The sequence below is a fragment of the Streptomyces sp. NPDC102274 genome, assembly GCF_044766385.1.
Lineage (GTDB): Bacteria > Actinomycetota > Actinomycetes > Streptomycetales > Streptomycetaceae > Streptomyces.
Window position 1 is genome coordinate 22,820 of record NZ_JBIWLW010000015.1, and the last position, 23,028, is coordinate 45,847.

Here is a 23,028-nt window from a genome sequence, read left to right on the forward strand (position 1 = left end):
GGTGACGACGTTCCTCCTCACCGCGGTCCATCTCGCGGTCGCCGTCTCCTCGGTCCTGCTGATCGCCGGGGTGATCCGCTCGCGCGGCGGGGTGACGGGCGCACCCGCCGTCCATGACGTGTGGGAGGCCGCGTTCCTCGGCGGCGGTCCGGGCAGGGTCGTGGACGCCGCGCTCGCCGGGATGCGGGCGGACGGCCGACTGGCCATCGGCGGCCCCGGCATCGTCGCCGTGCTCCAGCCTGTCGCCCGTCACCCGGTGGAGCAGGCCGTGCTCCAGGAACACGCGATGGCGCCCAGCGGCGCCCTGCACGCGCTGCGCCTCGCGGTGATGCGCGCCCCGGCCGTACAGCTGGTGGGCGACGCACTCGCGGCGCGCGGGCTGGTGGTGCCCCGCGCGCGGACGCGCCCGTGGCGGACCTGGGGCGTCACCCAGGGGGCGCTCTGCTTCGCCGCCCTGCCTGTGTCGTTCATCGCGGGCGCGCTGGTGACCTTCGGTTCCCTGGAGTTCGGTCCCAGCGGGATGTGGGCGTTCTCGCTGCTGCCGGTCCTGTTCGGGGGCATGATCACGGGGTTCGTCTGCGCGGCCTTCGCCGGGCGGCGGATCACCGGAGCGGGACGGCGGGCGCTGCGCGACTTCGTCGCGGGGCTCACTTACTCGGCGGCGGACCAGGTCGCAGCGCACGGGGTGACGGGGGTGCCGGACCCGGAGTTGCGGGGGCAGTTGCGCACCGCCGCGCGGATGCGCCCGGGGCATGACTTCGCACCGGCCGAGCATCTGTCCGCGGCCGTGGTGGCCTGGTGCTACGGCGCCGAGCCCGGCTCGGGGACGGGATGCGGCGGTTCGGGGTCGGGCTGTGGCGCGAGCTCCTGCGGAGGCGGCGGTTCCGACGGGGGCGGAGGAGGCGGCAGCAGTTGTGGTGGGGGCGGGGGCTGCGGGGGTGGCGGCGGGGGCACGTAAGAGGGTTCCTGAGTTCCGCGCGGCACATCCCGTACCGTACGGCCACTCCGCAGACCCTTCGGAGTGGCCGTACGACGCATCGGGGTCATCGCGACCGACACCGCGCGCGGATACTTGTCCGGCTCCGCCGCGCTGCTGACTCTCTGTTCTGCGGATCATCCTCCGATCCGCACGCACGGAAGGGAACGCGATGAGAGCAGTAGCGAAATACGGGGCTCTGGCCACCCTCGGCTCCGTGGTCCTGTCGGCCCTCGTCGCCGCCCCCGCGGACGGCGCCGACGCCACCGGCGCTCACGCCACCACCGGCGCGGCCCGTGGTGTCGTCCGCGCCGCCCAGCGCGCCGCCACCACCGGTATCACGTTCGGCGCCTGTCCCGAGGCCGAGCGGCTGCCCGACCCCATCGTCTGCGGCACGGTCGAGGTCCCGCTCGACTACGCCGAGCCCGACGGCCGGACGATCAGCCTCACCGTCAGCCGTGTGCCCGCGAGCGGGAGTCCGGAGCGGCGGCAGGGCGCGCTCGTCTTCAACCCCGGCGGCCCCGGCGCCTCCGGCATGTACTTCCCGATGGCCGCCGAGGTGCCCCACTGGAAGCGGATCGCCGAGGCGTACGACCTCATCGGCTACGCGCCTCGCGGAGTGGGCCGCTCCGCCCCGCTCTCCTGCGAGGATCCGGCGGACTTCGTCAAGGCCCCGACGCAGTCCCCGGTCCACCCCTCCGAGTCGTACAAGCGGGAGCGGATCGCCGAGGCCAAGGCGCACGCGCAGGGCTGCGCACGCGCCGCCGGCCCCGCGCTCCGCCACTACAACTCGCTGAACAACGCGCGCGATCTGGATGTGCTGCGCGCGGCGCTCGGCGAGCAGAAGCTGACCTTCATGGGCGCCTCGTACGGGACCTACTTCGGCGCGCTCTACGCGACCCTCTTCCCCTCGCACGTGGGCCGGATGGTCTTCGACTCCGCCGTGAACCCGGCCCCCGAGCAGGTCTGGTACCGCAACAACCTCGACCAGTCGGTCGCGTTCGAGCGGCGCTGGGAGGACTTTCGTACCTGGGTGGCCAAACATGACGCGACGTACCACCTGGGCACCAACGCCGAGGAGGTGCGGCAGAGTTACGAGAAAGTACGCGCCGGGGTCGCGCACAAGCCGGCCGGCGGGAAGGTCGGGCCGGGACAGCTCCAGGCGGCGATGCTCGGGGCGGGCTACTACGACGACTACTGGCCGACGCGCGCCTCGGCCCTCTCCGAGTATCTGAAGGGCAATCCGCGGCCGCTGATCGCACAGGCCGCGCCCCGTCCGGCCGGCGCCGCGGAGAGCGAGAACGCCAACGCGGTCTATTCCGCGGTCGAGTGCAATGACGCGCCCTGGCCCACGGACTTCGCGGTGTGGGACCGCGACAACACCGCGCTGGCACAGCGCGCGCCGTTCGAGACCTGGGACAACGCCTGGATGAATCTGCCGTGCGCCTACTGGTCGGCGCCCCGGCAGCGGCCGGCCGACGTCCGCGCTCGGCCCGGCCAGTTGCCCCCGACGCTCATCCTGGCAGCGGAGCGGGACGCGGCGACGCCGTACGAGGGTGCGGTGGAGTTGCACAAGCGGCTGGCCGGTTCGGCCCTGGTGACCGAACGGGACGCCGGTACGCACGGGGTGGCGGGCGGTGGCAACGCCTGCGTCACCGCGATTGTCGAGGACTACCTGCTGCGTGGAAGAGCGCCGGCGCGAAGCGCTGAGTGCGCGCCCCACGCGGAGCCGGACCCGACGTCGCCGAGACCGACCGACAGGCTTGTCGACCCGCACGGGAGGCACAGTCCGGGTGCTCGATTCTGAGCGCGCGGAAGCGCCACGGGCGCACGGGGCCGTCATTCCTTTTCCTGGCATACATCGCGTGAAAGGAACAATCCCGCCGGTACCGCGACCAGTTACCAGGTGACGTGGCGCCCCGCGCGCCGGCCCAGGACGTTCAGGCGCTCAGGTCTGGCATTGCTTCGTGGACGCGGAGGACCAGCCGCTCCAGGCAGCGCCGTCGGCCCGAGCATGTACGCGGATCTCGACCTTCACGGGGGCGCATACTCGGGTCGTGCTTCCCACTTCGACCGGGCCAATGGTCTCGCCCGCCCTGACATAGGCGCGACCGGTGCCCACCTTCTCCCAGGAACCGCCATCGGGGCGGGAAAACGCCTCGTAGGAGATATTCAGCGCCTTTGTCCCCGTGTTGCGCGCCTTGATGTGCGCCGTGATCTCCCGGGACGGGAAGGGGCCGGCGGTCCCCCGCTGGGCGCTGATGCAGCCATTGACGGCCACACGGCCGGTCGACACACCGCCGCCACAGGCGATCGCCGCGGCATGAGCGTTGGCCGGCATTGTCAGCATGGTGAGCGCGGCTGCGCCCAGAATCGTTCCGATACGCCTCAAACGCACTGTCCCGTTCCCTTCTTGAGCTTCTGTTCCCTGAAGAGACCATGGCTCGCCTTTGAGGCGTTACGAGCAGTCTCATCGAGTTTTTCACCCAAATAGGTGCAGGCGACCCGTAATAGGACGGTCACGTTCGCGCTCGACGACGGCACGCCGCTTGCCACCGACTCCACTGACCGGTTGTCAGCCGCCGTGTCGATCACGGTCGCCGACCGTACCGGGTGGCCGTTCCCCCGTCCGTCGGGTCACCACGCGGGCATCGGACGTCGGCCTGCCTGATGGATACGTGCTGAACAGAGGGCGGCACTCCCGTCTCGTGATCTCCTGGCCGACCGCGCCGACCGCGCCGACCGCGCCGACCGCCAAGTGGTCCGCCTCTTCAGCCAGGGTTCACCGCTTCCTCGTGTTGGCGCCTTCCACGCTTCTTGGTTGATCCCCTTAATCGGGTGCGCGCCTCGATCGAATTGGGCGTAAGGGAGGCGTTTGCCTCCGTGTCATCTCTTGAGCGAAGGTTCCAATGAAATTGATGGTCTTGAACCATCGGTGTACGAGACCACTGCTGGTCGGGCTTGTGGCGGCGAGCACGCTGGCGGTCGTACCTGCCGCCGCGTACGCGGACAGCGGTCAGCCCGCGCCGGTCACCGGCGGAATACCCTTGATCAACACGGCCGAGAAGATCGGTCCGGGGATCAACCTGCAGCACGTGAAGGCGCTCGACCAGAAGGGCTGGTACGACGCGCAGTACTTGACCGTGGACCTGTCCAACAGCGCGGTCGGCACGGACCTGCTGACCTCCGGACCGGTGGCATCCGGCGGGCCGCTCAGCGAGGCCGCCAACAAGGCCGGCGCCGTCGCGGGCATCAATGGCGAGTTCTTCGACATCGGCAACTCCAACGCGGCGCTCGGTGGCGAGCTCCAGGACGGGAAGCTCGTCAAGACCGCCGACATCAATGGCCGACAGCACGTCGGCGTCAGCAAAGATGGCATCGCCCAGCTTGTGGACCTCACGGTCAACTCGACCGCGAAGTTCGCGGGCGCGGACCACAAGGTCCTGTCGATCAACGCCGCGAACGGCGGCGGCATCCCGGCGGACGGCCTCGTCGCGTTCACGTCCGCCTGGGGCGACTACAGCCGCAACCGCGGCCTGACGGGCGTGGCCAACGACCAGATCGCCGAGGTCCTGGTCGAGAACGGCAAGGTCGTGTCGGTCACGCCGAACGGTCCCGCGGGCTCGGGGACGATCCCGGACGACGGCTTCGTGCTCGTCGGGCGCGGCGCCGCGGCGACCGCGATCCGCGCGCTGCAGCCCGGCGACCCGGCGGCGCTCAGCTACGCGCTCGCTGACAACGTTGCCAAGACGATGAAGTTCGCGCTCGGCCACGGCGGCACCGTCGTCTCCGGGGGCCAGGTCGTCAAGGGCCTCGACACCTCGATAGCCCCGCGTACCGCGCTCGGCTTCAAGGACAGCGGCAAGACGCTCGTGCTCGCCACCTGGGACGGCCCGGGCGGCACCGGCTCGGGCGGCGTCGGCATCGACAAGGAGGCGCGCGACCTCGCCGCGATGGGTGTGGAGACCGCGGTCAACCTCGACGGCGGCGGCTCGACCACGATGGTCGCCCGCGCGCTCGGCGAGGACGAGGCGACCGTCCGCAACGTCCCGTCCGACGGCCACGAGCGCGACGACCCGAACGGCGTCGGGGTGTTCGTCGCGAAGGGCGACGGCAAGCTGCATCAGCTCCTCATCAAGCCCGCGCCGGGTGCGGCGTCGGCCGACGGCGGGCTGAAGGTCTTCCCGGGGCTGCACCGTAAGCTCGTCACGGAGGGCGTCGACGACCATGAGACGCCGGTGGCGGTCGCCTCGAAGTCGGTGCACTGGAACGCGCCCGGAGGGCCCGTCAAGGACGGTACGCTCACGGCCTCGTCCAAGAAGGCGCACAGCACGATCACGGTCACGGCGCATGCGGGTCCCCGGAAGGCGCAGGAGAAGGTCGCCGTCCTCGGCCCGCTCAACAGCGTGGAGCTGTCGTCCCAGCTCCTGTCGATCCCCGACGCGAAGCCCGACGCCGCGGCCACCGTCTCCGTGACCGGCCGCGACGCCCAGGGCTACACGGCCCCGATCGACCCGCAGGACGTCTCACTGGACTACGACCACAGCGTCGTCGACATCCAGCCCGTGGACGGCGAGCTGAAGATCACCCCGCTCGCCAACTCGAGCACGACCCTCAAGGTCTCGGTCGGCGGCACGTCGGTTCAGCTCCCGATCACGGTCGGCGTCCAGACCAAAACGGTCTACGACTTCGACGACGACGTGCTGGCCCGCTGGCGCAACAACAGCACCGCGGCCACGACGTTCTCGGCGGACCCCGACGGTCTGAAGATCGACTTCAACGCCATGCGCAACGTGGGCATCTCGGCGACGTCGTCGGCGCAGCGCATCCAGGTGTCCGGCCAGCCGCTGCGCGTGCGGGTGCGGATCAAGTCCAGCATCAGCGTGCCGGAGGGTCTGACCTACCTGGGCTACGTCGACGGGGCCGGCCAGAGCGGCGGCATCTACGGCACCAGCCTGACCGCGAGCGACGACTGGCAGTACGCGACGTTCACACTGCCGGCGAACACGGCGTTCCCGATAGCGATCTCGGGCTTCCAGGGCATCAACACGAACGTCGCCGCTCAGAAGGCGGGCACGTTCGTCCTGGACCGCGTCGAGGCCGACATCCCGACGCCGATCGATCTGCCTGCCGAGCCCGCCCCGCAGCCCGATGCGCTCGTCTCCGACGACGGCTCGCTGCCCCAGGGCCGCGACACATGGCGGTTCGCCACGCTGTCGGACGTGCAGTTCACGGCCGACAACCCGGCGCTGTCCCAGGTCGCGACGGCCGCCATCGAGCGGATCCGCACGACCAAGCCGGACCTGATCGTCCTCAACGGTGACATCACCGACCGTGGCCTGCCGCAGGACCTCGCGTTTGCCCGCCAGGTGCTCACCGACGCCGGGTGCGACCTCATCCCGGTCGGCCAGGAGCCGTCGGAGAACAGCACGCCGAACCCGAAGGCCGACTCGATCCCGTGCTACTACGTGCCGGGCAACCACGAGTCGTACGGCCTCAACAACGTCCAGTCCGACATGACGAACTTCAGTAAGGAGTTCGGCCGACCGTACCGGACGTTCGACCACAAGGGCACGCGGTTCATCCTCCTCGCCAGCTCCCTCGGGTCGCTGCGCGGAACCGCGTGGGACCAGCTCCCGATGATGCAGAAGGCGCTCGCCGACGCCAAGAAGGACCGGTCGGTGCAGAACGTCATGGTGTTCGCCCACCACCCGGTGGACGACCCGGCCGACACGAAGTCCAGCCAGCTCGGTGACCGCGACGAGGTCTCGCTCGTCGAGAACATGCTCACGGACTTCCGGGACTCCACGGGCAAGGGCGCCGCGATGGTCGGATCCCACGCCCAGATCGCAGACGTCCACCGCGTCGAGGGCGTTCCGTACATGGTGCTGCCGTCCTCGGGCAAGGACCCGTACGGCACACCGGACCGCGGCGGTTTCACCGGGTGGGTCAACTGGTCTGTCGACTCGCGGCAGAAGGCGGACCAGCAGTGGCTGGAGGCCGACGTGCGCGCCTTCGCGCAGTCCGTCACGCTCAACACCCCGGACTCGCTCGAGGTGAGCGGGACGGCGCAGCTCTCGGGCAGCATCGTGCAGCCGCAGGGCGTGTCGACGGGCACGCGTGTGGTGCCGCTCCGGTACCCGATGTCGGTCGACTGGAGCGGCTCGTCCAGCCTGGCGATCGGCAGCGGGAAGGCGGCGATCGACGCCGCCCGCCACAAGGGCAAGGTCGCGATCCTCGACCCGGGGACCCGGACGCTCACCGCGCTGCGCGCCGGCTCGGTGAGCGTATCGGTGACGAACGACTCGATGCGCGCCTACACCGACGACAGCTCGCTCGCGCCGATCACGACCTCGAAGACCATCAAGGTCGTGCCGTCCACGGGCGGAAAGAAGTAACCGTCACCAACACCGGCACGCGGCCGCTGTGGACCGGCTCCTGAGCGGTCCGACGCGCGGGGCGGCCTGACTGAGGGCGAGCACGTACGTGCTCGCCCTCAGTGCTGCCAGAGGATCGGGACGAGTCCGATGGCGAAGACGAGATAGAAGCCGGCCGCGACGGTGAGGCGGGCCGGTGTGAGTCTGTGGGCGCGCATGGTCAGCAGGAGGTAGACGATCGCGGCCATGGTGATCAGACCGGACCACAACAGCGCGCTGTCGAATTTCCAGGTGGTGAACAGCAGGCCCAGGCCGCTCGGTACGGTCGCCTGGATCATCATGGCACCGGAGATATTGGCCAGCGCGAGCTGTGTCTTCCCCTGCCGTACCCAGATGACCGCGTTCATGATTTCCGGGAGTTCCGTCGCGATGGGCGAGAGCAGGAGCGCGGTCACCGCGGACGACAGTCCGAGCATCGGGCCGATGGCGTCCAGTTGCTTCACGAACAGCTGCGACGCGAAGAAGATCACGGCGAGCGTGGCCAGGGTCTGGGCCACCACCGCCCAGGTGGCCGGGGAGGCGGCCTTGGGCTGGAACTTCAGCGGTTCCAGTTCCTCGTGCTCTCCGTCCGCCTCCCGTCCGCCGCGCATCTCGCGCCAGAAGTACACGGCGTACGCGGCGAAGAACACAAGGCCCAGGGTGGGCTTGAAGGCGAAGGCGACCAGACCGAGCGCGACCTTCACGATGAAGATCGGCAGGAACCACTTCTGGTCCTTGGCCAGCCGCTTCATGTCCTTCGCATCGCCCAGCGCCTCGGTGTCCGGGCCACTGGGCGGCATGCCGGTGTCGGCCAGGACCTGCCGGCGTTCCCGGCGGCGCTTGAGGAGCAGCATTCCGCCGGTGACGCCGTAGGCGACGGTGGCCAGCGCGAGGGGGCCGCCCATCGCCGCCCCGACACCGATGTTCTTGGCTTCCTCGGTGGCGCCGGTGGTCACCGCGACCAGCGTGACGACGGATTCGGGCAGTGCGGTACCGAAGGCGGCCAGAATCGTGCCGACCGCCATCTTCCCGACGTTCAGGCGTGCGCCCAGCCACTCCACCGCGTTGACGAACCACTCACAGGAGAGATAGATCGCCACCGCGCACACAATGAGCAGTACGAAATGGATCACAGGTATCGTCCGGCTTCCCCGCACCGGCGGGGGCCTTCGAGGACGATCGGCGCGGGGAGCGGCGGAACGGCTTCGACCCCGCCGACGCGCTGTTGTACGTCGTCGACATTGGGCCGAAGGTCTCGCCCGCCCGCATCCTCACGGATACGGGCCCGGCCACCGGGAACCCGAAGGTTCCAGTGTGTCGACGACCGGTTCGCGGGGCTACTCCCCTTCGCAACAATCCACTGTAGCCCAACGCTCTCCCGGACTGGATCGACCCCGAGCCGTCCACGATCCGAGTGCCTCCACGGCCCGAGTGCCTCCACGGCGTCCCGCCGGGATGGTCGACCGGTGCGGAGGCGATCAACCCCCGGAGGGCGGCCGGCCGGCCCGACAGCGTGCCGGGCCGGCCACCACATCCAACATCGCTTCCGGAGGCCGGAGTTACGCGAGTCCCGCCACGAGGTCCGCGACCGACTTGCGGCGGCCCGTGTAGAACGGGACCTCTTCCCGGACGTGCATCCTGGCCTCGGAGCCGCGCAGATGACGCATCAGGTCGACGATCCGGTAGAGCTCATCGGCCTCGAAGGCCAGCACCCACTCGTAGTCGCCGAGCGAGAACGAGGCGACCGTGTTGGCGCGCACGTCGGGGTAGCCGCGGGCCATCTTCCCGTGGTCGGCGAGCATCCTGCGGCGGTCCTCGTCGGGCAGCAGGTACCAGTCGTAGGACCGTACGAAGGGGTAGACGCTCACATAGTCGCGGGGCGTCTCGTCGGCCAGGAAGGCCGGGACGTGCGACTTGTTGAACTCGGCGGGGCGGTGCAGCGCCATGTTCGACCAGACCGGCTCCAGCTGCCGTCCGAGCCGGGTGCGGCGGAAGCGGTTGTACGCGTCCTGGAGTTCGTCCGAGGTCTCCGCGTGCCACCAGATCATGACATCGGCGTCCGCGCGCAGCCCGGACACGTCGTAGGTGCCGCGTACGGTGACGTCCTTGGCACCGAGCTGGTCGAACAGCTCCTGGACCTCGTCCGCGAGACCGGTCCGGTCCTCGGGCAGCACGTCGCGCAGTTTGAAGACGGACCACAGCGTGTAGCGGATGACCTCGTTGAGGTCCTTGGCCTTCTTGCCCGCGTTCGGGGTCTTCTCTGGTGCAGCAGTCATGCGGCTATTCTCCCGCGCCCCGCCCCGTGCCCCGCGCCAGGGTCGACGTGGCGATGATCTCGTCGGCGGCGCGCCGGGCGGACGCGACGCACGCGGGGATGCCGACACCGTCGTACGCCGCGCCGCACAGCCGCAGCCCCGGGAGCTTGGCGACGGCCTCGCGGATCCGGGCGGTCCTGGCCTGGTGGCCTACGGGGTACTGCGGCAGGCCGCCGGTCCAGCGGGTCACTTCGGTGGCCACCGGCTTCGCGGTGAGCCCGACCGCGTCGCCGAGGTCATGCAGCGAGACGTTGACGAGTTCGGGGTCCTCGCGCTCCAGCTGCTCCTCCTCGCCGTACCGTCCGATGGAGGTGCGCAGGACGAAGAGGCCGGGCGCGGCGTCCGCGACCCACCCCCATTTCCGGGTGGAGAAGGTGGACGCCTTGATCGTGCGGCCGTCCACGGGCGGTACGAGAAAGCCGCTGCCGGACGGCATCGAGCCGAGATCGGCGCGCCGGAACGCCATCGTGACCAGCGCCATCGAGGCGTACTCGACCCCGGCGAGTTCGGCGGCCGCGGCCGGTGACTCGTCGGAGAGCAGCGCCGAGGCGGACCAGGCGGGGGTGGCGAGCACCACGCCGTCGGCGTCCAGGGTGCGCCGCTCGGTACGGATCCGCCAGCCTTCGGGGGTGCGCCGGAGGCCGAGGACGGGCGTCTCCATCAGGATCTCCCCGCCGCCCGCCCGTACGGCGTCCGCGACGGCGCCCGGCAGTCTGCCCACACCGCCGGCGATGCCCGCGAAGACCGCGCCCGGCGCCGCACCGTCACGCCGCTCGGCCGCGGCGGCGGTCTGGAAGTCGCGCACACCCGCGAGCAGGGAGTCATGGGTTCTGGCGATGTCGAAGAGCTGCGGGACGGCCGCCTTCATGGAGATGCGGTACGCGTCGCCCGCGTAGACCCCGCCGAGCAGCGGTTCCACCAGCCGGTCGACGACCTCGCGGCCGAGCCGCTCGGCGACGTACTCGCCGACCGGGACATCGTCGCCGACCTCGGTGGGCGGCAGGTCCGGCTCACGGGCGATCCTGGCGAGCCCTTCGTCGGAGAGCAGCCCCGCGAGCGCGGCGGGGTCGCCCGGCACGCCCATCACATGGCCCTTGGGCATGGGCCGCAGCTTCCCGCGCGTCCATACCGAGGCGGTGGTGGCGGTGGGCGGCTGGAGCAGCTCCCCGAGCCCGACGGCCTCGGCCAGATCGACGGCCTCGGGCCGGCGCGCGAGCATGGACTCGGCCCCGAGGTCGACGGGCGCGCCCTCGATCTCGCCGGTCCGCAGCTTGCCGCCGAGCCGGTCGGTGGCCTCCAGCAGGGTCACCCGGACCCCGGCGCCCAGCAGGCGGTGCGCGGCGGCGAGACCGGCGATACCGCCCCCGATGACGACGACATGACCCGTATGCGTGTCCACGTGCTGCGCGCTCGACTCCATGCCCCCACTCTCTCAAACCGTCATGGACGTTCTATAACGAGTCCCGACCGTGACCGCTTCGGAACCGTGAACGAGCATCCGTGCACGGGCCTCGCGCGTCGAACGAGCATCAACTCTCATCAACTGTCCCTGGGGGGCCGATATGCGCGCGATGCCAGCATTCGCGGCAGCACTACTCACCGTCTCACTCGCTCTCGCCGGATGCGGCGCCGGTGGCGATGACAACACGTCGGCGGCGGACAGCGGCACGAAACCGGTTCAGGCGGGGCGCGCGGACGCGGCGGACGCCGGGTCCGGGGCCGGTGCGCCGGCGTCCGGCAGCGAGGGGACGGGCGCCGAGCAGCGGCCCGCGACGGCCGGTACGCATGTGATCCGCACCGCCGAACTCACCGTGCGCGTCAAGAACACGGAGAAGGCACTCGCCACGGCGCGGTCCGCGGCCGTGAACTCCGGTGGTCTCGTCGAGGACGAGTCCACCGAGCGGATCGAGGGCGGCCATGTCGGCTCGCGCATCGTGCTGCGGGTGCCGCAGGACGCGTACGACGACGTCCTGGCCGAACTGGCGGGCACCGGCACGCTGGTGGCGCGCAAGGCCAACGCCAAGGACGTCACCGACCAGGTGGTCGACGTGAACAGCAGGATCGCCTCGCAGCGCGCGAGCGTCGCGCGCGTACGGGAGTTGATGGACCAGGCGACGAGCCTCAGCGATGTGGTGTCGCTGGAGGGCGAGTTGAGCAGGCGTCAGGCCGACCTGGAATCGCTGCTCGCGCAGCAGGCGTCGCTCAAGGACCGCACATCCCTGGCCACCATCACGCTGGAGCTCACCGAGGCTCCGGTCGTCAAGAAGGAGAAGAAGGAAGAGGACGGTCCCGGGTTCCTGGACGCGCTGGGCGGCGGCTGGGACGCGCTGACCGCGACGGTGCGGTGGATCGGGGTGGTGATCGGCGCGGTGGCGCCGTTCGCCGCCGTGCTCGGCGTGCTCTATCTGCTGTGGCGGCTGGTACGCGGCCGGCTGATACGCGGGCCGGAGCCCGTACCCGCGCCCTGGCCCACCCCCGCCCCCTCGCCCACGGCCTCGCCCACGCCCTCGGCCGAGCCCTCGCCGACTCCCGACGGGCCGGTCGCCGAGGGGACGCGCGAGCACTGATCCGGAGCCGCCCGCGTAGCGTTCCCCGGGAACAGCGGAAACGAGAGGGGCGCGCAATGGCGGCGGAACGCATGGTGGTCATCGGCGGCGATGCGGCGGGCATGTCCGCCGCATCGCAGGCCCGCAGGATGAAGGGCCCGGAGGAGCTGGAGATCGTCGCGTTCGAGCGCGGCCACTTCACCTCGTACTCCGCGTGCGGCATTCCGTACTGGGTGGGCGGGGACGTGTCCGGGCCCGATGACCTGATCGCCCGTACGCCCGAGGAGCACCGCGCACGCGCCATCGATCTGCGGATGCGCACGGAGGCCATGGAGATCGACGTGGCCGGGCAGCGGGTGCGCGTACGCGATCTCTCCGACGGTACGGAGAGCTGGACCGGCTTCGACAAGCTCGTCATCGGGACGGGCGCCCGCCCGGTGCGCCCGGCGCTGCCCGGGATAAACGCGCCGGGCGTGCACGGCGTGCAGACCCTCGACGACGGCCGGGCGCTGCTGGACACCCTCGGCGGTACGGAGGGCCGGCGCGCGGTCGTCGTCGGCGCGGGCTACATCGGTGTGGAGATGGCGGAGGCGCTGCTGAACCGCGGCTATCAGGTCACCGTGGTGTACGACGGCGAGCAGCCGATGGCGACGCTCGACCCCGACATGGGCCGGCTGGTCCATGAGGCGATGGACGGCATGGGCATCACCACGGTGGGCGGCACGGCGGTCACCGGCATCCGCACCGGCGCGGACGGCCGGGTGCGGGCCGTGGTCACCGACGCCGCCGAGCACCCGGCCGATGTGGTCGTGCTCGGCATCGGCGTGGAGCCGGAGACCACCCTCGCCCGCGCCGCCGGGCTACCCCTCGGGCCGCACGGAGGGCTGCTCACCGATCTGGCGATGCGGGTGCGCGGCCACGAGAACATCTGGGCGGGCGGGGACTGCGTGGAGGTCCTCGACCTGATCTCGGGCTCGACCCGGCACATCCCGCTGGGCACCCACGCGAACAAGCACGGCCAGATCATCGGCGCGAACGTCGGCGGCGGCTACGCGATCTTCCCCGGGGTGGTCGGTACGGCCGTCAGCAAGGTCTGCGACCTGGAGATCGCCCGGACCGGGCTGCGGGAGAAGGACGCCCACCGGGCGGGCCTCCAGTTCGTCACCGCGACCATCGAGTCCACCAACAGCGCCGGTTACTACCCCGGCGCCGCCTTCATGACGGTGAAGATGCTCGCGGAGCGCCGTACGGGCCGGCTGCTGGGCACACAGATCGTCGGCCGCGAGGGCGCGGCGAAGCGGGTGGACATCGCGGCGGTGGCGCTGACGGCCGGGATGACGGTGGAGGCGATGACCACCCTGGACCTGGGCTACGCCCCGCCGTTCTCCCCGGTCTGGGACCCGGTGCTGGTCGCCGCGCGCAAGGCGACGACGGCGGTACGGAAGGCGGGGGTGTAGCCCCGGCTCCAGGTCCGGTCCAGGCCCGGTCCGACCGGACAGGACCTGGACAGGGCCTGGACCGGACCTGGGTCAGGGCAGAACACCTAGCCGGCGGTCTGGGTGTGCACGTACTCCACGAGCCGGGTCAGGGCGTCCGGGTCCATGCTCGGCAGCACACCGTGGCCCAGATTGAAGACATGGCCCTCCAGACCGGCCGCCGCGTCCAGCACCTCGCGGGTCTTGGTCTCCACCGCCGCCGTCGGGGCGAAGAGCACGGCCGGGTCGAGGTTGCCCTGGAGCGCCTTGCCGGGGCCGACCCGGCGGGCCGCCTCGTCCAGCGGGACCCGCCAGTCGACGCCGACGACATCCGCGCCGGCCTCGCTCATCAGGCCGAGCAGCTCGCCCGTTCCGACGCCGAAGTGGATGCGCGGGACGCCGTACGGGGCGACGGCGTCGAAGACCTTCGCCGAGGCGGGCAGCACGGAACGGCGGTAGTCGGCGGGGGCCAGGGCGCCCACCCATGAGTCGAAGAGCTGCACGGCGCTCGCGCCCGCCTCGATCTGCACCGTGAGGAAGGCGGAGGTGATGTCCGCGAGCCGGTCGAGCAGATCGGCCCACAGCTCCGGGTCGCCGTACATCATCGCTTTGGTGTGCTCGTGGTTACGGGACGGGCCGCCCTCCACGAGATAGCTGGCGAGCGTGAACGGCGCGCCGGCGAAGCCGATGAGCGGCGTGGCGCCCAGCTCGCCCGTGAGTATGCCGATCGCTTCGGTGACATACGAGACGTCGTCCGGGGTGAGATCGCGCAGCCGGGCGAGATCGGCGCGGGTCCGGATCGGCTCGGCGACGACGGGGCCGATCCCGGGCTCGATGTCGAGATCGAGGCCGATGGCCTTGAGGGGGACGACGATGTCGCTGAAGTAGATCGCGGCGTCGACCTTGTGGCGCCGTACCGGCTGGAGGGTGATCTCGGTGACCAGCTCGGGCCGCATACAGGACTCCAGCATCGGAATCCCCTCGCGCACCTTCAGATACTCCGGCAGCGAGCGCCCCGCCTGCCGCATGAACCAGACCGGCGTATGCGGCACGGGTTCACGCCTGCACGCCTTCATAAAGGGCGATTCGTACGTCTTCGTCTGCTGGCCCCAGGGGCGGTCAATGGCGCTCACGACCAGAATCTTCGCATGTACGGGGAAGCCGCTGCCCCGGCCCGGGTGTCCTTCCCTGCGCGAGGCGCGCGTTCCGCCTACTCTTCCCCGCATGGCTGCGGCTCAGGGACAGTTTTCCGATCATTCCAACGGCACCGAGGGAACGGGGGGCGCGGAGGGGGATTCCGGTCCGGCCACGTTCCGTTCGGCGGTCGAAGCACTGCGAACGGCGCGGCCGCGTCCCGAGATCGAGGTCGACCCGACACCGCCGCCCAAGCGGCTGGCACCGTACGCGTACGCCCTGGAGGCGGCGGTCGTCGACGGCGACGACGATCTGGCGGACGGCCGGCTCATCCTGCTCCACGACCCGGCCGGACACGACGCCTGGCAGGGCACCTTCCGGCTGGTGACGCTCGTACGGGCGGAGCTGGAGCCGGAGATGGCCGCGGACCCGTTGCTGCCCGAGGTGTGCTGGTCCTGGCTGACCGGTGCGCTGGAGGCGCGCGGACTGTCGTACGGGGAGGCCAGCGGCACGGTCACACGCGCCGGGTCGCACTACTTCGGCGGTCTCGCCGAGCGCCGGCCCGCCACCCAGATCGAGATCCGCGCGTCCTGGACTCCGCGCGAGGGCCGGGGAGGGGTGCCCGACGCGGCGGCGCATCTGGCGGCCTGGTGCGATCTGCTCTGCCAGATCGCCGGGCTGCCGCCCGCCGCGACGGGACCGGTCGTGGGCGCGGCGGACCCGGGCGCCGGCGCGGGTGTGGTCTCACTGCCCCAGCGGCGCGGACCGCAGGTGTCCTGACAGCCCTCCGCCCTCAGCTCCCTCAGCTCCCTCAGCTCCCTTTGATCCCGGCGACCGCGCCGATCGCGTTGATCGCGTTGATCGCGTTGATCGCGTTGATCGCGACGGCCCTGACGGCCCCTCACCGCGCTGCCGCGGGTGGGGCCAGTCGTAGGATGATCGATCACGCGTCCGAATTGCCCGAATTGTTACTCACCAAATCGTGATCATTCTCTAAAGGCGGGCGGGATTGCTGCCGAAGAGGTCAATGACCCTTCAAGCACGGATCGCCCCGGCTTCATCCCCAGAGCCGGCCCCGTCCCGCACCTTCCCAGGAGGCCTGGTGTCCGTTCTCCTCGAGCAGCCCGCAAGCCTGGTCGCCTACCGCCCGAACAAGCCGACGGCCATGGTCGTCGTGGCCGACCCACGCGTCCGCTCCACCGTCACCCGCCACTTGTGGGCCCTTGGAGTACGTGACGTCATCGAGGCGTCGTCCATCGCGGAGGCCCGCCCCCGCGTCGGCAACCCACGCGACATCTGCGTTGCCGACGTCCATCTGCCCGACGGTTCCGGGCTGACCCTGCTGTCCGAGACCCGAGCCGCGGGCTGGCCCAACGGCCTCGCCCTCTCCGCCGCCGATGACATCGGCGCGGTGCGCAACGCCCTCGCGGGCGGTGTCAAGGGCTATGTCGTCACCGGTACCCGCACGAACATCGGCCACCCGGGCCGGCCCGGCGCCGCCCCCATCGGCGCCGGGCAGCGGATGCACCGCCGCCCTCCGGGCGCCCCGAGCCACCCGGGCGGTTACCGGGAGCTCTCCGGCCGTGAGGTCGAGGTGCTCCGGCTGGTCGCCGAAGGCCAGTCCAACAAGGCCATCGGCGTCTCGATGGGCCTGTCCGCACTCACCGTCAAGAGCCATCTCGCCCGGATCGCGCGCAAGCTCGGCACGGGCGACCGGGCGGGGATGGTCGCCGTGGCCCTCCGTACCGGAATCATCCACTGACCACTTCTCGCCCCCACCGCCCGTCGACGGAACGTTCCGTCGACGGGCGCCTTCCGTTCACGGATACCCTTGACAGGTGACCGACGCCCAAGAGACCGCAGCAGAGCCAGCACTGCGAACCACCGGGGGCCAGCGACGGCAGCCGCTCATGTCGCTGCCCCCGGACGACGTCGAATCGGCGCCGATCCCCTTGCTGGAGCCCCGCGAGGGCATTCCGCCGGTGGTCGCCACCGATGAGGCGCTCGCCGAGGTGATCGCGGCCTTCGCCGCGGGCACCGGCCCCGTGGCCGTCGACGCCGAACGTGCGTCCGGTTACCGCTACGGCCAGCGCGCCTATCTCGTCCAGCTGCGCCGCGAGGGCGCGGGCACGGCGCTTGTCGATCCCGTCGGCTGCCCCGATCTCTCCGGTCTCGGCGAGGTGCTCGCCGGGACGGAGTGGATCCTGCACGCGGCGACTCAGGATCTCCCCTGCCTGCGCGAAATAGGCATGATGCCCACCCGGCTGTTCGACACGGAACTGGCAGGCCGGCTGGCGGGCTTTCCCCGGGTCGGCCTCGGGGCGATGGTCGAGAACGTCCTCGGCTACGCCCTGGAGAAGGGCCACTCCGCCGTCGACTGGTCGACCCGTCCGCTCCCCGAGCCGTGGCTGCGCTACGCCGCGCTCGATGTGGAGCTGCTCGTCGATCTGCGGGACGCGCTGGAGAAGGAGCTGGACCGCCAGGGCAAGCTGGACTGGGCGCACCAGGAGTTCGAGGCGATCGCCTCGGCCCCGCCACCGCCCCCGCGCAAGGATCCGTGGCGCCGTACGTCGGGGATGCACAAGGTGCGCCGCCGCCGCCAGATGGCGGTCGTACGGGAGCTGTGGACCACCCGCGACCGGGTCGCGCAGCGGCGCGACGTCTCCCCCGGCAAGGTACTGAGCGACGCCGCGATCATCGAGGCGGCACTGGCGCTGCCGGTGAACGTGCACGCGCTGACCGCCCTGCCCGGCTTCGGCCACCGGATGGGACGCCGGCAGCTGGAGCAGTGGCAGGCGGCGGTCGACCGGGCCAGGGCGCTGTCCGACGCGGAGCTGCCCCAGCCGGGGCAGCAGATGGCGGGACCGCCGCCGCCGCGCTCCTGGGCGGACAAGGACCCGGAGGCGGCGGCCCGGCTGTCGGCCGCCCGCGCGGCGGTCTCGGAGCTGGCCGAGCGGCTGAACATGCCGCAGGAGAACCTGATCACGCCGGACACGGTGCGCCGGGTCTGCTGGGAGCCGCCGCACGAGCCGACGGTGGAGAGGGTGGCGGAGGCGCTCGCGGGCCATGGGGCGCGGGCCTGGCAGGTCGAACAGGTGGCGCCGCTGCTGACGGGCGCGCTGTCGGTGTCGGACTGACCGGCCGTGTCGTACTGACGGTGCGCCTCGCCTCCCGGCGGGGGCGGCCGGCCGGTGGTCCGCGACGCCTGGACGCCCGGGGCGTGCACGTCCGTCGGCGAGTGAGCCAAAGGGGCGCGCCGACGTCGAAAGGAAGAGCGCGCGGAGGTTCGCGAGGAACGAGCGAATCGAGCACGGTCGACCGTCGACGTTGGCACAAAGCGCCCCGGAGGCGAACCGAGCCCGCAAAAAGGAGGAGGGGGCTGGGCAGCATGGTTACCCACAAGTAGCATAGAAGTGGAAGCGCGCCTCAAGCGCGCCCCGCAGTGCCACCCCGCACCCCTGGAGGAGAGCCATCGTGCCTCGTACCGTCAGGGATGTCGTCTTCGTCGACGGCGTCCGCACCCCGTTCGGCAAGGCGGGCCCGAAGGGCATGTACCACGAGACCCGTGCCGACGATCTCGTCGTGAAGGCGATCCGGGAGCTGCTGCGCCGCAACCCGGACCTCGACCCGGCCCGGATCGACGAGGTCGCCATCGCCGCCACCACCCAGATCGGCGACCAGGGCCTCACGCTCGGCCGCACCGCGGGGATCCTGGCCGGGCTGCCGCAGTCCGTGCCCGGCTACTCGATCGACCGTATGTGCGCGGGCGCGCTGACCGCGGTGACCAGCACCGCGGGCTCCATCGCGTTCGGCGCGTACGACATCGTCGTGGCCGGCGGAGTCGAGCACATGGGCCGCCACCCCATGGGCGAGGGCGTCGACCCGAACCCGCGCTTCGTCTCCGAGAAGCTGGTGGACGACTCCGCGCTCTTCATGGGGATGACCGCCGAGAATCTGCACGACCGCTTCCCGCGGCTGACCAAGGCGCGCGCCGACGAGTACGCGGTGCGTTCGCAGGAGAAGGCCGCCAAGGCGTACGCCAACGGCACGATCCAGCAGGACCTGGTGCCGATCTCCATCCGCCGCACCACCCCTGAGGCGGGGGAGACCGGCTGGGGACTCGCGACCGCCGACGAGCCGATGCGGCCGGGGACGACGCTGGAGATGCTGGCCGGGCTGAAGACCCCGTTCCGGCCGCACGGCCGGGTCACCGCGGGCAACGCCGCGGGACTCAACGACGGCGCGACCGCCTCGCTGATCGCAGCCGAGGACTTCGCCCGCGAGCAGGGCCTTCCGGTCAGGATGCGGCTGGTCTCGTACGCGTTCGCGGGCGTCGAGCCGGAGGTCATGGGGTACGGCCCCATCCCGTCGACGGAGAAGGCGCTCGCCAAGGCGGGGCTGTCGATCTCCGACATCGGTCTGTTCGAGATCAACGAGGCCTTCGCCGTACAGGTGCTGGCCTTCCTGGAGCACTACGGCATCGCGGACGACGACGAGCGCGTCAACCAGTACGGCGGCGCCATCGCGTTCGGCCACCCGCTGGCCTCCTCCGGTGTCCGGCTGATGACGCAGCTGGCGCGGCAGTTCGAGTCGCACCCGCATGTCCGTTACGGGCTGACCACCATGTGCGTCGGCTTCGGCATGGGCGCGTCGGTCATCTGGGAGAACCCGCACTTCGACGGAGGCACCAAGTGAGCACCGGCACCACTGAACTCCTGAAGGGCGCGGCCGAACTGTTCCCCGGCGAGGTCGTCACGCAGGCGCACGTACGCCATCTCGACCTCCCCGCGGGCGCCGGGCGCTTCGCGCTCGTCACGCTGGACAACGGCCTGGACCACACCAAGCCGACCACCTTCGGGCCCCAGTCGCTGGCGAACCTCGACGTCGCGATCGACCAGGTCGAGAAGGAGGCGGCCGACGGCACTATCGTCGGTGTCGGGATCACCGGCAAGCCGTTCATCTTCGCGGTCGGCGCCGACCTCAAGGGCCTGGAGCTGCTGGGGCGCCACGAGGACGCGCTGGCGATCGGCAGGGGCGGCCACGAGGTCTTCAAGCGGCTCGCCGCGCTGGCGGTGCCGACCTTCGCGTACTACAACGGGGCGGCGATGGGCGGCGGTGTCGAGGTCGGTCTGCACTGCCGGTACCGCACCGTCTCGGCCGCGCTGCCCGCGTTCTCGCTGCCGGAGGTCTTCCTCGGTCTCGTCCCCGGCTGGGGCGGCTGCACGCTGCTGCCGAACCTGATCGGTGCGGACCGCGCGGTCTCGGTCGTCATCGAGAACTCGCTCAACCAGAACAAGCAGCTCAAGGGCGCCCAGGTGCATGAACTGGGCATCGCGGACGCGATCTTCGAGGGCGCCGACTTCCTGGAGCAGTCGCTGATCTGGACCGCGTCCGTACTGAAGGGCGAACTGACGGTCGCGCGCCCCGAGGTGGACCGCGGCGAGGCATGGGACCGCGCGGTGGAGCGCGGCCGGCAGATCGCCGACTCCAAGGTGCACGGCGCGGCCCCGGCCGCCTACCGCGCGCTGGACATCATCGCCGCCGCCAAGGACGGCGACCTCCAGGCCGGCTTCGACGCCGAGGACAAGGCCCTCGCTGACCTGATCATGGGCGGCGAACTGCGCTCCGGCGTCTACGCGTTCAATCTGGTGCAGCGGCGCGCCAAGCGGCCCGCCGGGGCTCCCGACAAGTCGCTGGCGCGGCCGGTCACCAAGGTCGGCGTGGTCGGCGCGGGGCTGATGGCCTCTCAGCTGGCGCTGCTCTTCCTGCGCCGCCTCGAAGTCCCGGTCGTCCTGACGGACATCGACCAGGAGCGGGTCGACAAGGGCGTCGGTTATGTCCACGGCGAGATCGACAAGCTGCTGCTGAAGTCCCGTATCAACCAGGACAAGGCCAACAGGCTCAAGGGCCTGGTCTCGGGTGTGCTGGACAAGGCCGAGGGCTTCTCGGACGCGGACTTCATCATCGAGGCCGTCTTCGAGGAGATGGGCGTCAAGCAGAAGGTGTTCGCGGAGGTCGAGGCGGTCGCCCCGGCACACGCGATCCTCGCCACCAACACCTCGTCGCTGTCGGTCTCCGAGATGGCGTCGAAGCTGAAGAACCCCGAGCGGGTCGTCGGCTTCCACTTCTTCAACCCGGTCGCGATCCTCCCGCTGCTGGAGATCGTGCGCGGGGAACGGACCGACGACGCGTCGCTCGCCACGGCGTTCGGGGTGGCGAAGAAGCTGAAGAAGACCGCGGTGCTGGTGAAGGACGCCCCCGCGTTCGTCGTCAACCGCATCCTCACCCGCTTCATGGGCGAGATCCAGAACGTCATCGACGAGGGCACTCCGGTCGAGGTGGCGGAGCGCGCGGTCGAGCCGCTGGGGCTGCCGATGTCCCCGCTGGTGCTGCTCGAACTGGTCGGCCCCGCCATCGGTCTGCATGTCTCGGAGACCCTGCACAGCGCGTTCCCCGACCGCTTCACGGTCTCCGGGAACCTCGCGGCGGTCGTCAAGGCGGGCAAGCGCGGCTTCTACGTCCATGCCGCCGACAGCGCCGCTGAGCCGGAGCTGGACCCGGAGGTGGCCGCGCTTCTCCAGCAGGGTGACGTCGTCCTCACCGAGGAGCAGACGCGTGAGCGCGTGCTGGACGCGGTGGCCCAGGAGATCGGTCTGATGCTGGACGAGGGCGTCGTGGCCGAGGCGCAGGACATCGATCTCTGTCTGCTCACGGGTGCGGGCTGGCCCTTCCATCTGGGCGGCATCACCCCGTATCTGGACAGGGAAGGCGTCTCGGAGCGGGTGAACGGGAAGCGGTTCCTGGCGCCGGGCGTGGCAAGCGTCCCGGCGTAGCGCTCACGGGCGTGGCGCTCACGGGCGTACGGCGACCGGGCCGGTACGGAAGGGGACTTCCGTACCGGCCCGGTCCGTTGTGACGTCCGTGCGTGCCGGTGAGACGCGACCTCCGTACGCCGCTCAGATCCGGCTCCAGGCCTCCAGCGCCAGGCCCGGTTCCGCCTTCTGACGGGCCGTCCGCAGGGCGCCGTCCTCGCCGATCACCGCCAGGATCACCCGTCCCCGGCCGTCCAGCGCCAGCGCGGGCGCGCCGGCGCAGGGCTCCCCGGTCGGGGTCCAGTGGAGCCCCGCCGACTCGTTCTCCGTCGGATAGGCGGCGATGTTGGGGCGGCCGTCGGTACCGCGCTGGGCGAGGATCGTGCAGTCGTGGCCGTCCACGGGCGTACGCAGCAGGGCGAGCGGGCCGGTGCCCGGACCGCCGAGCCGGGCGGGTTCCGTCCCGGGGCGCCAGGCGCGTACGGTGCCGTCGCCGGCGTCGCGCCAGAAGTGGGTGAGCCGTCCCCCGCCGGTGCGCCAGGCGGTGATGGTGCCGGGCTCGACCCCGGCCACCGGTTCGTCCTCGGCGCGCTCCAGCTTCGCGTCGGGTTTCCGGCGCAGCCAGCGCACCACGGTGTCCGGGGCCGGGACGAGGACGTCGATCAGTCCGCGGTCGGTGACGGCGGCGGCCGTCTCGCCGGTCAGCTCCGTGTCCTCGGCGTTGGCGCCGCCCCAGGGCTGCCAGCGGCCGGTGGGCGACTGGTGCTTGGCCGAGAGTCCGCCGTTCGCGTTGCGGAGGAACAGATGCACCGAGCCGGTGGTGTCCAGCACCGCGGACGGCAGTCCGATGTCCACGGCCTTCTCGCGGTCCTTCCCGTGCGGGTTCCCCAGCGACTGCCAGTCCCTCAGCGGACGGCCCGTCTGGTACTGGACGGCGTGGACGAGATCGGTGTCGGCGGGCCCGTCGGCGCGCGGACGTTTCCGTACCCCCACCAGATGGACGAAGCCCTCGGCGCTCTGCGCGACCGACAGATACGGCAGCAGGCCCGGGGCGGCCAGCGGCTCGGGCCCCGACCAGTCGGGGCCGCCGGGCCGGGTCTCCGTCCAGCGGAGCACGCCGTCGGTGGTCGGCGCGTACGCCGTGAGCCTGCCGTCCTTGCCGCGCAGCAGCCAGCCGGTGGTCGCGGGGACGGTGCCGTCCATGCCGGGGGCGGGGGGCGTGCGGCGTGGTTCCGCGCCCCGGTAAGGAGCCTGGCTCGCGCTGTCCCCCGACCGCTTCGACATCCGTCCGGACCGCGGTGTCATGGCCCACTGCCACCTTCCCGAGCGCGGAAAACCCAGAGCTCGATAGTAC

At 71.2% G+C, this 23,028-nt stretch carries 17 protein-coding genes; 10 read left to right on the forward strand and 7 right to left on the reverse strand.

Features of this window, described 5'->3' with window-relative positions; all coding sequences use genetic code 11:
- Window position 1 precedes the first annotated feature (1 nt).
- Both ACIRQP_RS21070 and ACIRQP_RS21075 read left to right on the forward strand, forming a co-directional pair.
- On the forward strand, window positions 2-958 hold the full coding sequence (locus ACIRQP_RS21070) for a TIGR04222 domain-containing membrane protein (RefSeq protein ID WP_403892220.1): 957 nt from the start codon (window positions 2-4) through the stop codon (window positions 956-958).
- A gap of 190 nt (window positions 959-1,148) precedes the next feature.
- Entirely contained in the window at window positions 1,149-2,783 is a 1,635-nt protein-coding gene (locus tag ACIRQP_RS21075) for an alpha/beta hydrolase (protein ID WP_403892223.1), read from the forward strand.
- Window positions 2,784-2,924: 141 nt separating this feature from the next.
- Here the strand turns inward: ACIRQP_RS21075 and ACIRQP_RS21080 are convergent, their stop codons facing one another.
- Window positions 2,925-3,317 carry a hypothetical protein gene (locus tag ACIRQP_RS21080; protein ID WP_403892226.1) on the reverse strand — a complete coding sequence of 131 codons (393 nt, stop codon included), beginning with the start codon at window positions 3,315-3,317 and terminating at the stop codon, window positions 2,925-2,927.
- A 47-nt stretch (window positions 3,318-3,364) separates the two neighbouring features.
- Window positions 3,365-3,571, reverse strand: coding sequence for a hypothetical protein (locus tag ACIRQP_RS21085; RefSeq protein ID WP_403892229.1), 207 nt, complete (start codon window positions 3,569-3,571; stop codon window positions 3,365-3,367).
- 323 nt (window positions 3,572-3,894) lie between these two features.
- On the opposite strand from ACIRQP_RS21085, the gene ACIRQP_RS21090 reads away from it, so the two are divergent.
- Window positions 3,895-7,374 carry a phosphodiester glycosidase family protein gene (locus tag ACIRQP_RS21090; protein WP_403892232.1) on the forward strand — a complete coding sequence of 1,160 codons (3,480 nt, stop codon included), beginning with the start codon at window positions 3,895-3,897 and terminating at the stop codon, window positions 7,372-7,374.
- 98 nt (window positions 7,375-7,472) lie between these two features.
- On the opposite strand, the gene ACIRQP_RS21095 is transcribed toward ACIRQP_RS21090, so the two are convergent.
- The 3 genes from ACIRQP_RS21095 to hemG form a co-directional block, all read right to left on the reverse strand.
- Entirely contained in the window at window positions 7,473-8,525 is a 1,053-nt protein-coding gene (locus ACIRQP_RS21095; protein ID WP_403892235.1) for a sodium:calcium antiporter, read from the reverse strand.
- Between the two features lie 426 nt (window positions 8,526-8,951).
- On the reverse strand, window positions 8,952-9,668 hold the full coding sequence (hemQ, locus tag ACIRQP_RS21100) for a hydrogen peroxide-dependent heme synthase (protein WP_403892238.1): 717 nt from the start codon (window positions 9,666-9,668) through the stop codon (window positions 8,952-8,954).
- 4 nt (window positions 9,669-9,672) lie between these two features.
- Window positions 9,673-11,127 (reverse strand): protoporphyrinogen oxidase, encoded by a 1,455-nt coding sequence (hemG, locus tag ACIRQP_RS21105; RefSeq protein WP_403892241.1) that lies wholly within the window; start codon window positions 11,125-11,127, stop codon window positions 9,673-9,675.
- Between the two features lie 151 nt (window positions 11,128-11,278).
- Between hemG and ACIRQP_RS21110 the strand changes: the two genes are divergently transcribed.
- Window positions 11,279-12,274 (forward strand): DUF4349 domain-containing protein, encoded by a 996-nt coding sequence (locus ACIRQP_RS21110; RefSeq protein WP_403892244.1) that lies wholly within the window; start codon window positions 11,279-11,281, stop codon window positions 12,272-12,274.
- A gap of 56 nt (window positions 12,275-12,330) precedes the next feature.
- Window positions 12,331-13,710, forward strand: a complete 1,380-nt coding sequence (locus tag ACIRQP_RS21115) for an FAD-dependent oxidoreductase (protein ID WP_403892247.1) — start codon at window positions 12,331-12,333, stop codon at window positions 13,708-13,710.
- Window positions 13,711-13,796: 86 nt separating this feature from the next.
- Here ACIRQP_RS21115 and hemE read toward each other — a convergent pair whose 3' ends face one another.
- Window positions 13,797-14,861: a uroporphyrinogen decarboxylase gene (gene hemE / locus ACIRQP_RS21120; RefSeq protein ID WP_403892250.1), complete on the reverse strand. Its 1,065-nt coding sequence runs from the start codon at window positions 14,859-14,861 to the stop codon at window positions 13,797-13,799.
- 91 nt (window positions 14,862-14,952) lie between these two features.
- On the opposite strand from hemE, the gene ACIRQP_RS21125 reads away from it, so the two are divergent.
- The 5 genes from ACIRQP_RS21125 to ACIRQP_RS21145 all read left to right on the forward strand — a co-directional run bounded on the left by ACIRQP_RS21125 (window position 14,953) and on the right by ACIRQP_RS21145 (window position 21,695).
- Entirely contained in the window at window positions 14,953-15,642 is a 690-nt protein-coding gene (locus ACIRQP_RS21125) for a DUF3000 domain-containing protein (RefSeq protein ID WP_403892253.1), read from the forward strand.
- A gap of 322 nt (window positions 15,643-15,964) precedes the next feature.
- A complete protein-coding gene (locus tag ACIRQP_RS21130; protein WP_030350743.1) occupies window positions 15,965-16,624 on the forward strand; it encodes a response regulator transcription factor in 660 nt (219 codons plus the stop codon).
- Window positions 16,625-16,700: 76 nt separating this feature from the next.
- On the forward strand, window positions 16,701-17,999 hold the full coding sequence (locus ACIRQP_RS21135) for an HRDC domain-containing protein (RefSeq protein WP_403892256.1): 1,299 nt from the start codon (window positions 16,701-16,703) through the stop codon (window positions 17,997-17,999).
- 337 nt (window positions 18,000-18,336) lie between these two features.
- Window positions 18,337-19,557, forward strand: coding sequence for a thiolase family protein (locus ACIRQP_RS21140; RefSeq protein ID WP_403892259.1), 1,221 nt, complete (start codon window positions 18,337-18,339; stop codon window positions 19,555-19,557).
- Complete coding sequence (locus ACIRQP_RS21145) at window positions 19,554-21,695, forward strand: 3-hydroxyacyl-CoA dehydrogenase NAD-binding domain-containing protein (protein WP_403892262.1); 2,142 nt, start codon at window positions 19,554-19,556, stop codon at window positions 21,693-21,695. Before ACIRQP_RS21140 ends, ACIRQP_RS21145 begins: the two co-directional genes overlap by 4 nt.
- A gap of 123 nt (window positions 21,696-21,818) precedes the next feature.
- On the opposite strand, the gene ACIRQP_RS21150 is transcribed toward ACIRQP_RS21145, so the two are convergent.
- The gene (locus ACIRQP_RS21150; RefSeq protein WP_403892265.1) at window positions 21,819-22,979 is read right to left on the reverse strand and encodes a hypothetical protein; all 1,161 of its coding nucleotides are present in this window, start codon (window positions 22,977-22,979) and stop codon (window positions 21,819-21,821) included.
- Window positions 22,980-23,028: the final 49 nt, after the last annotated feature.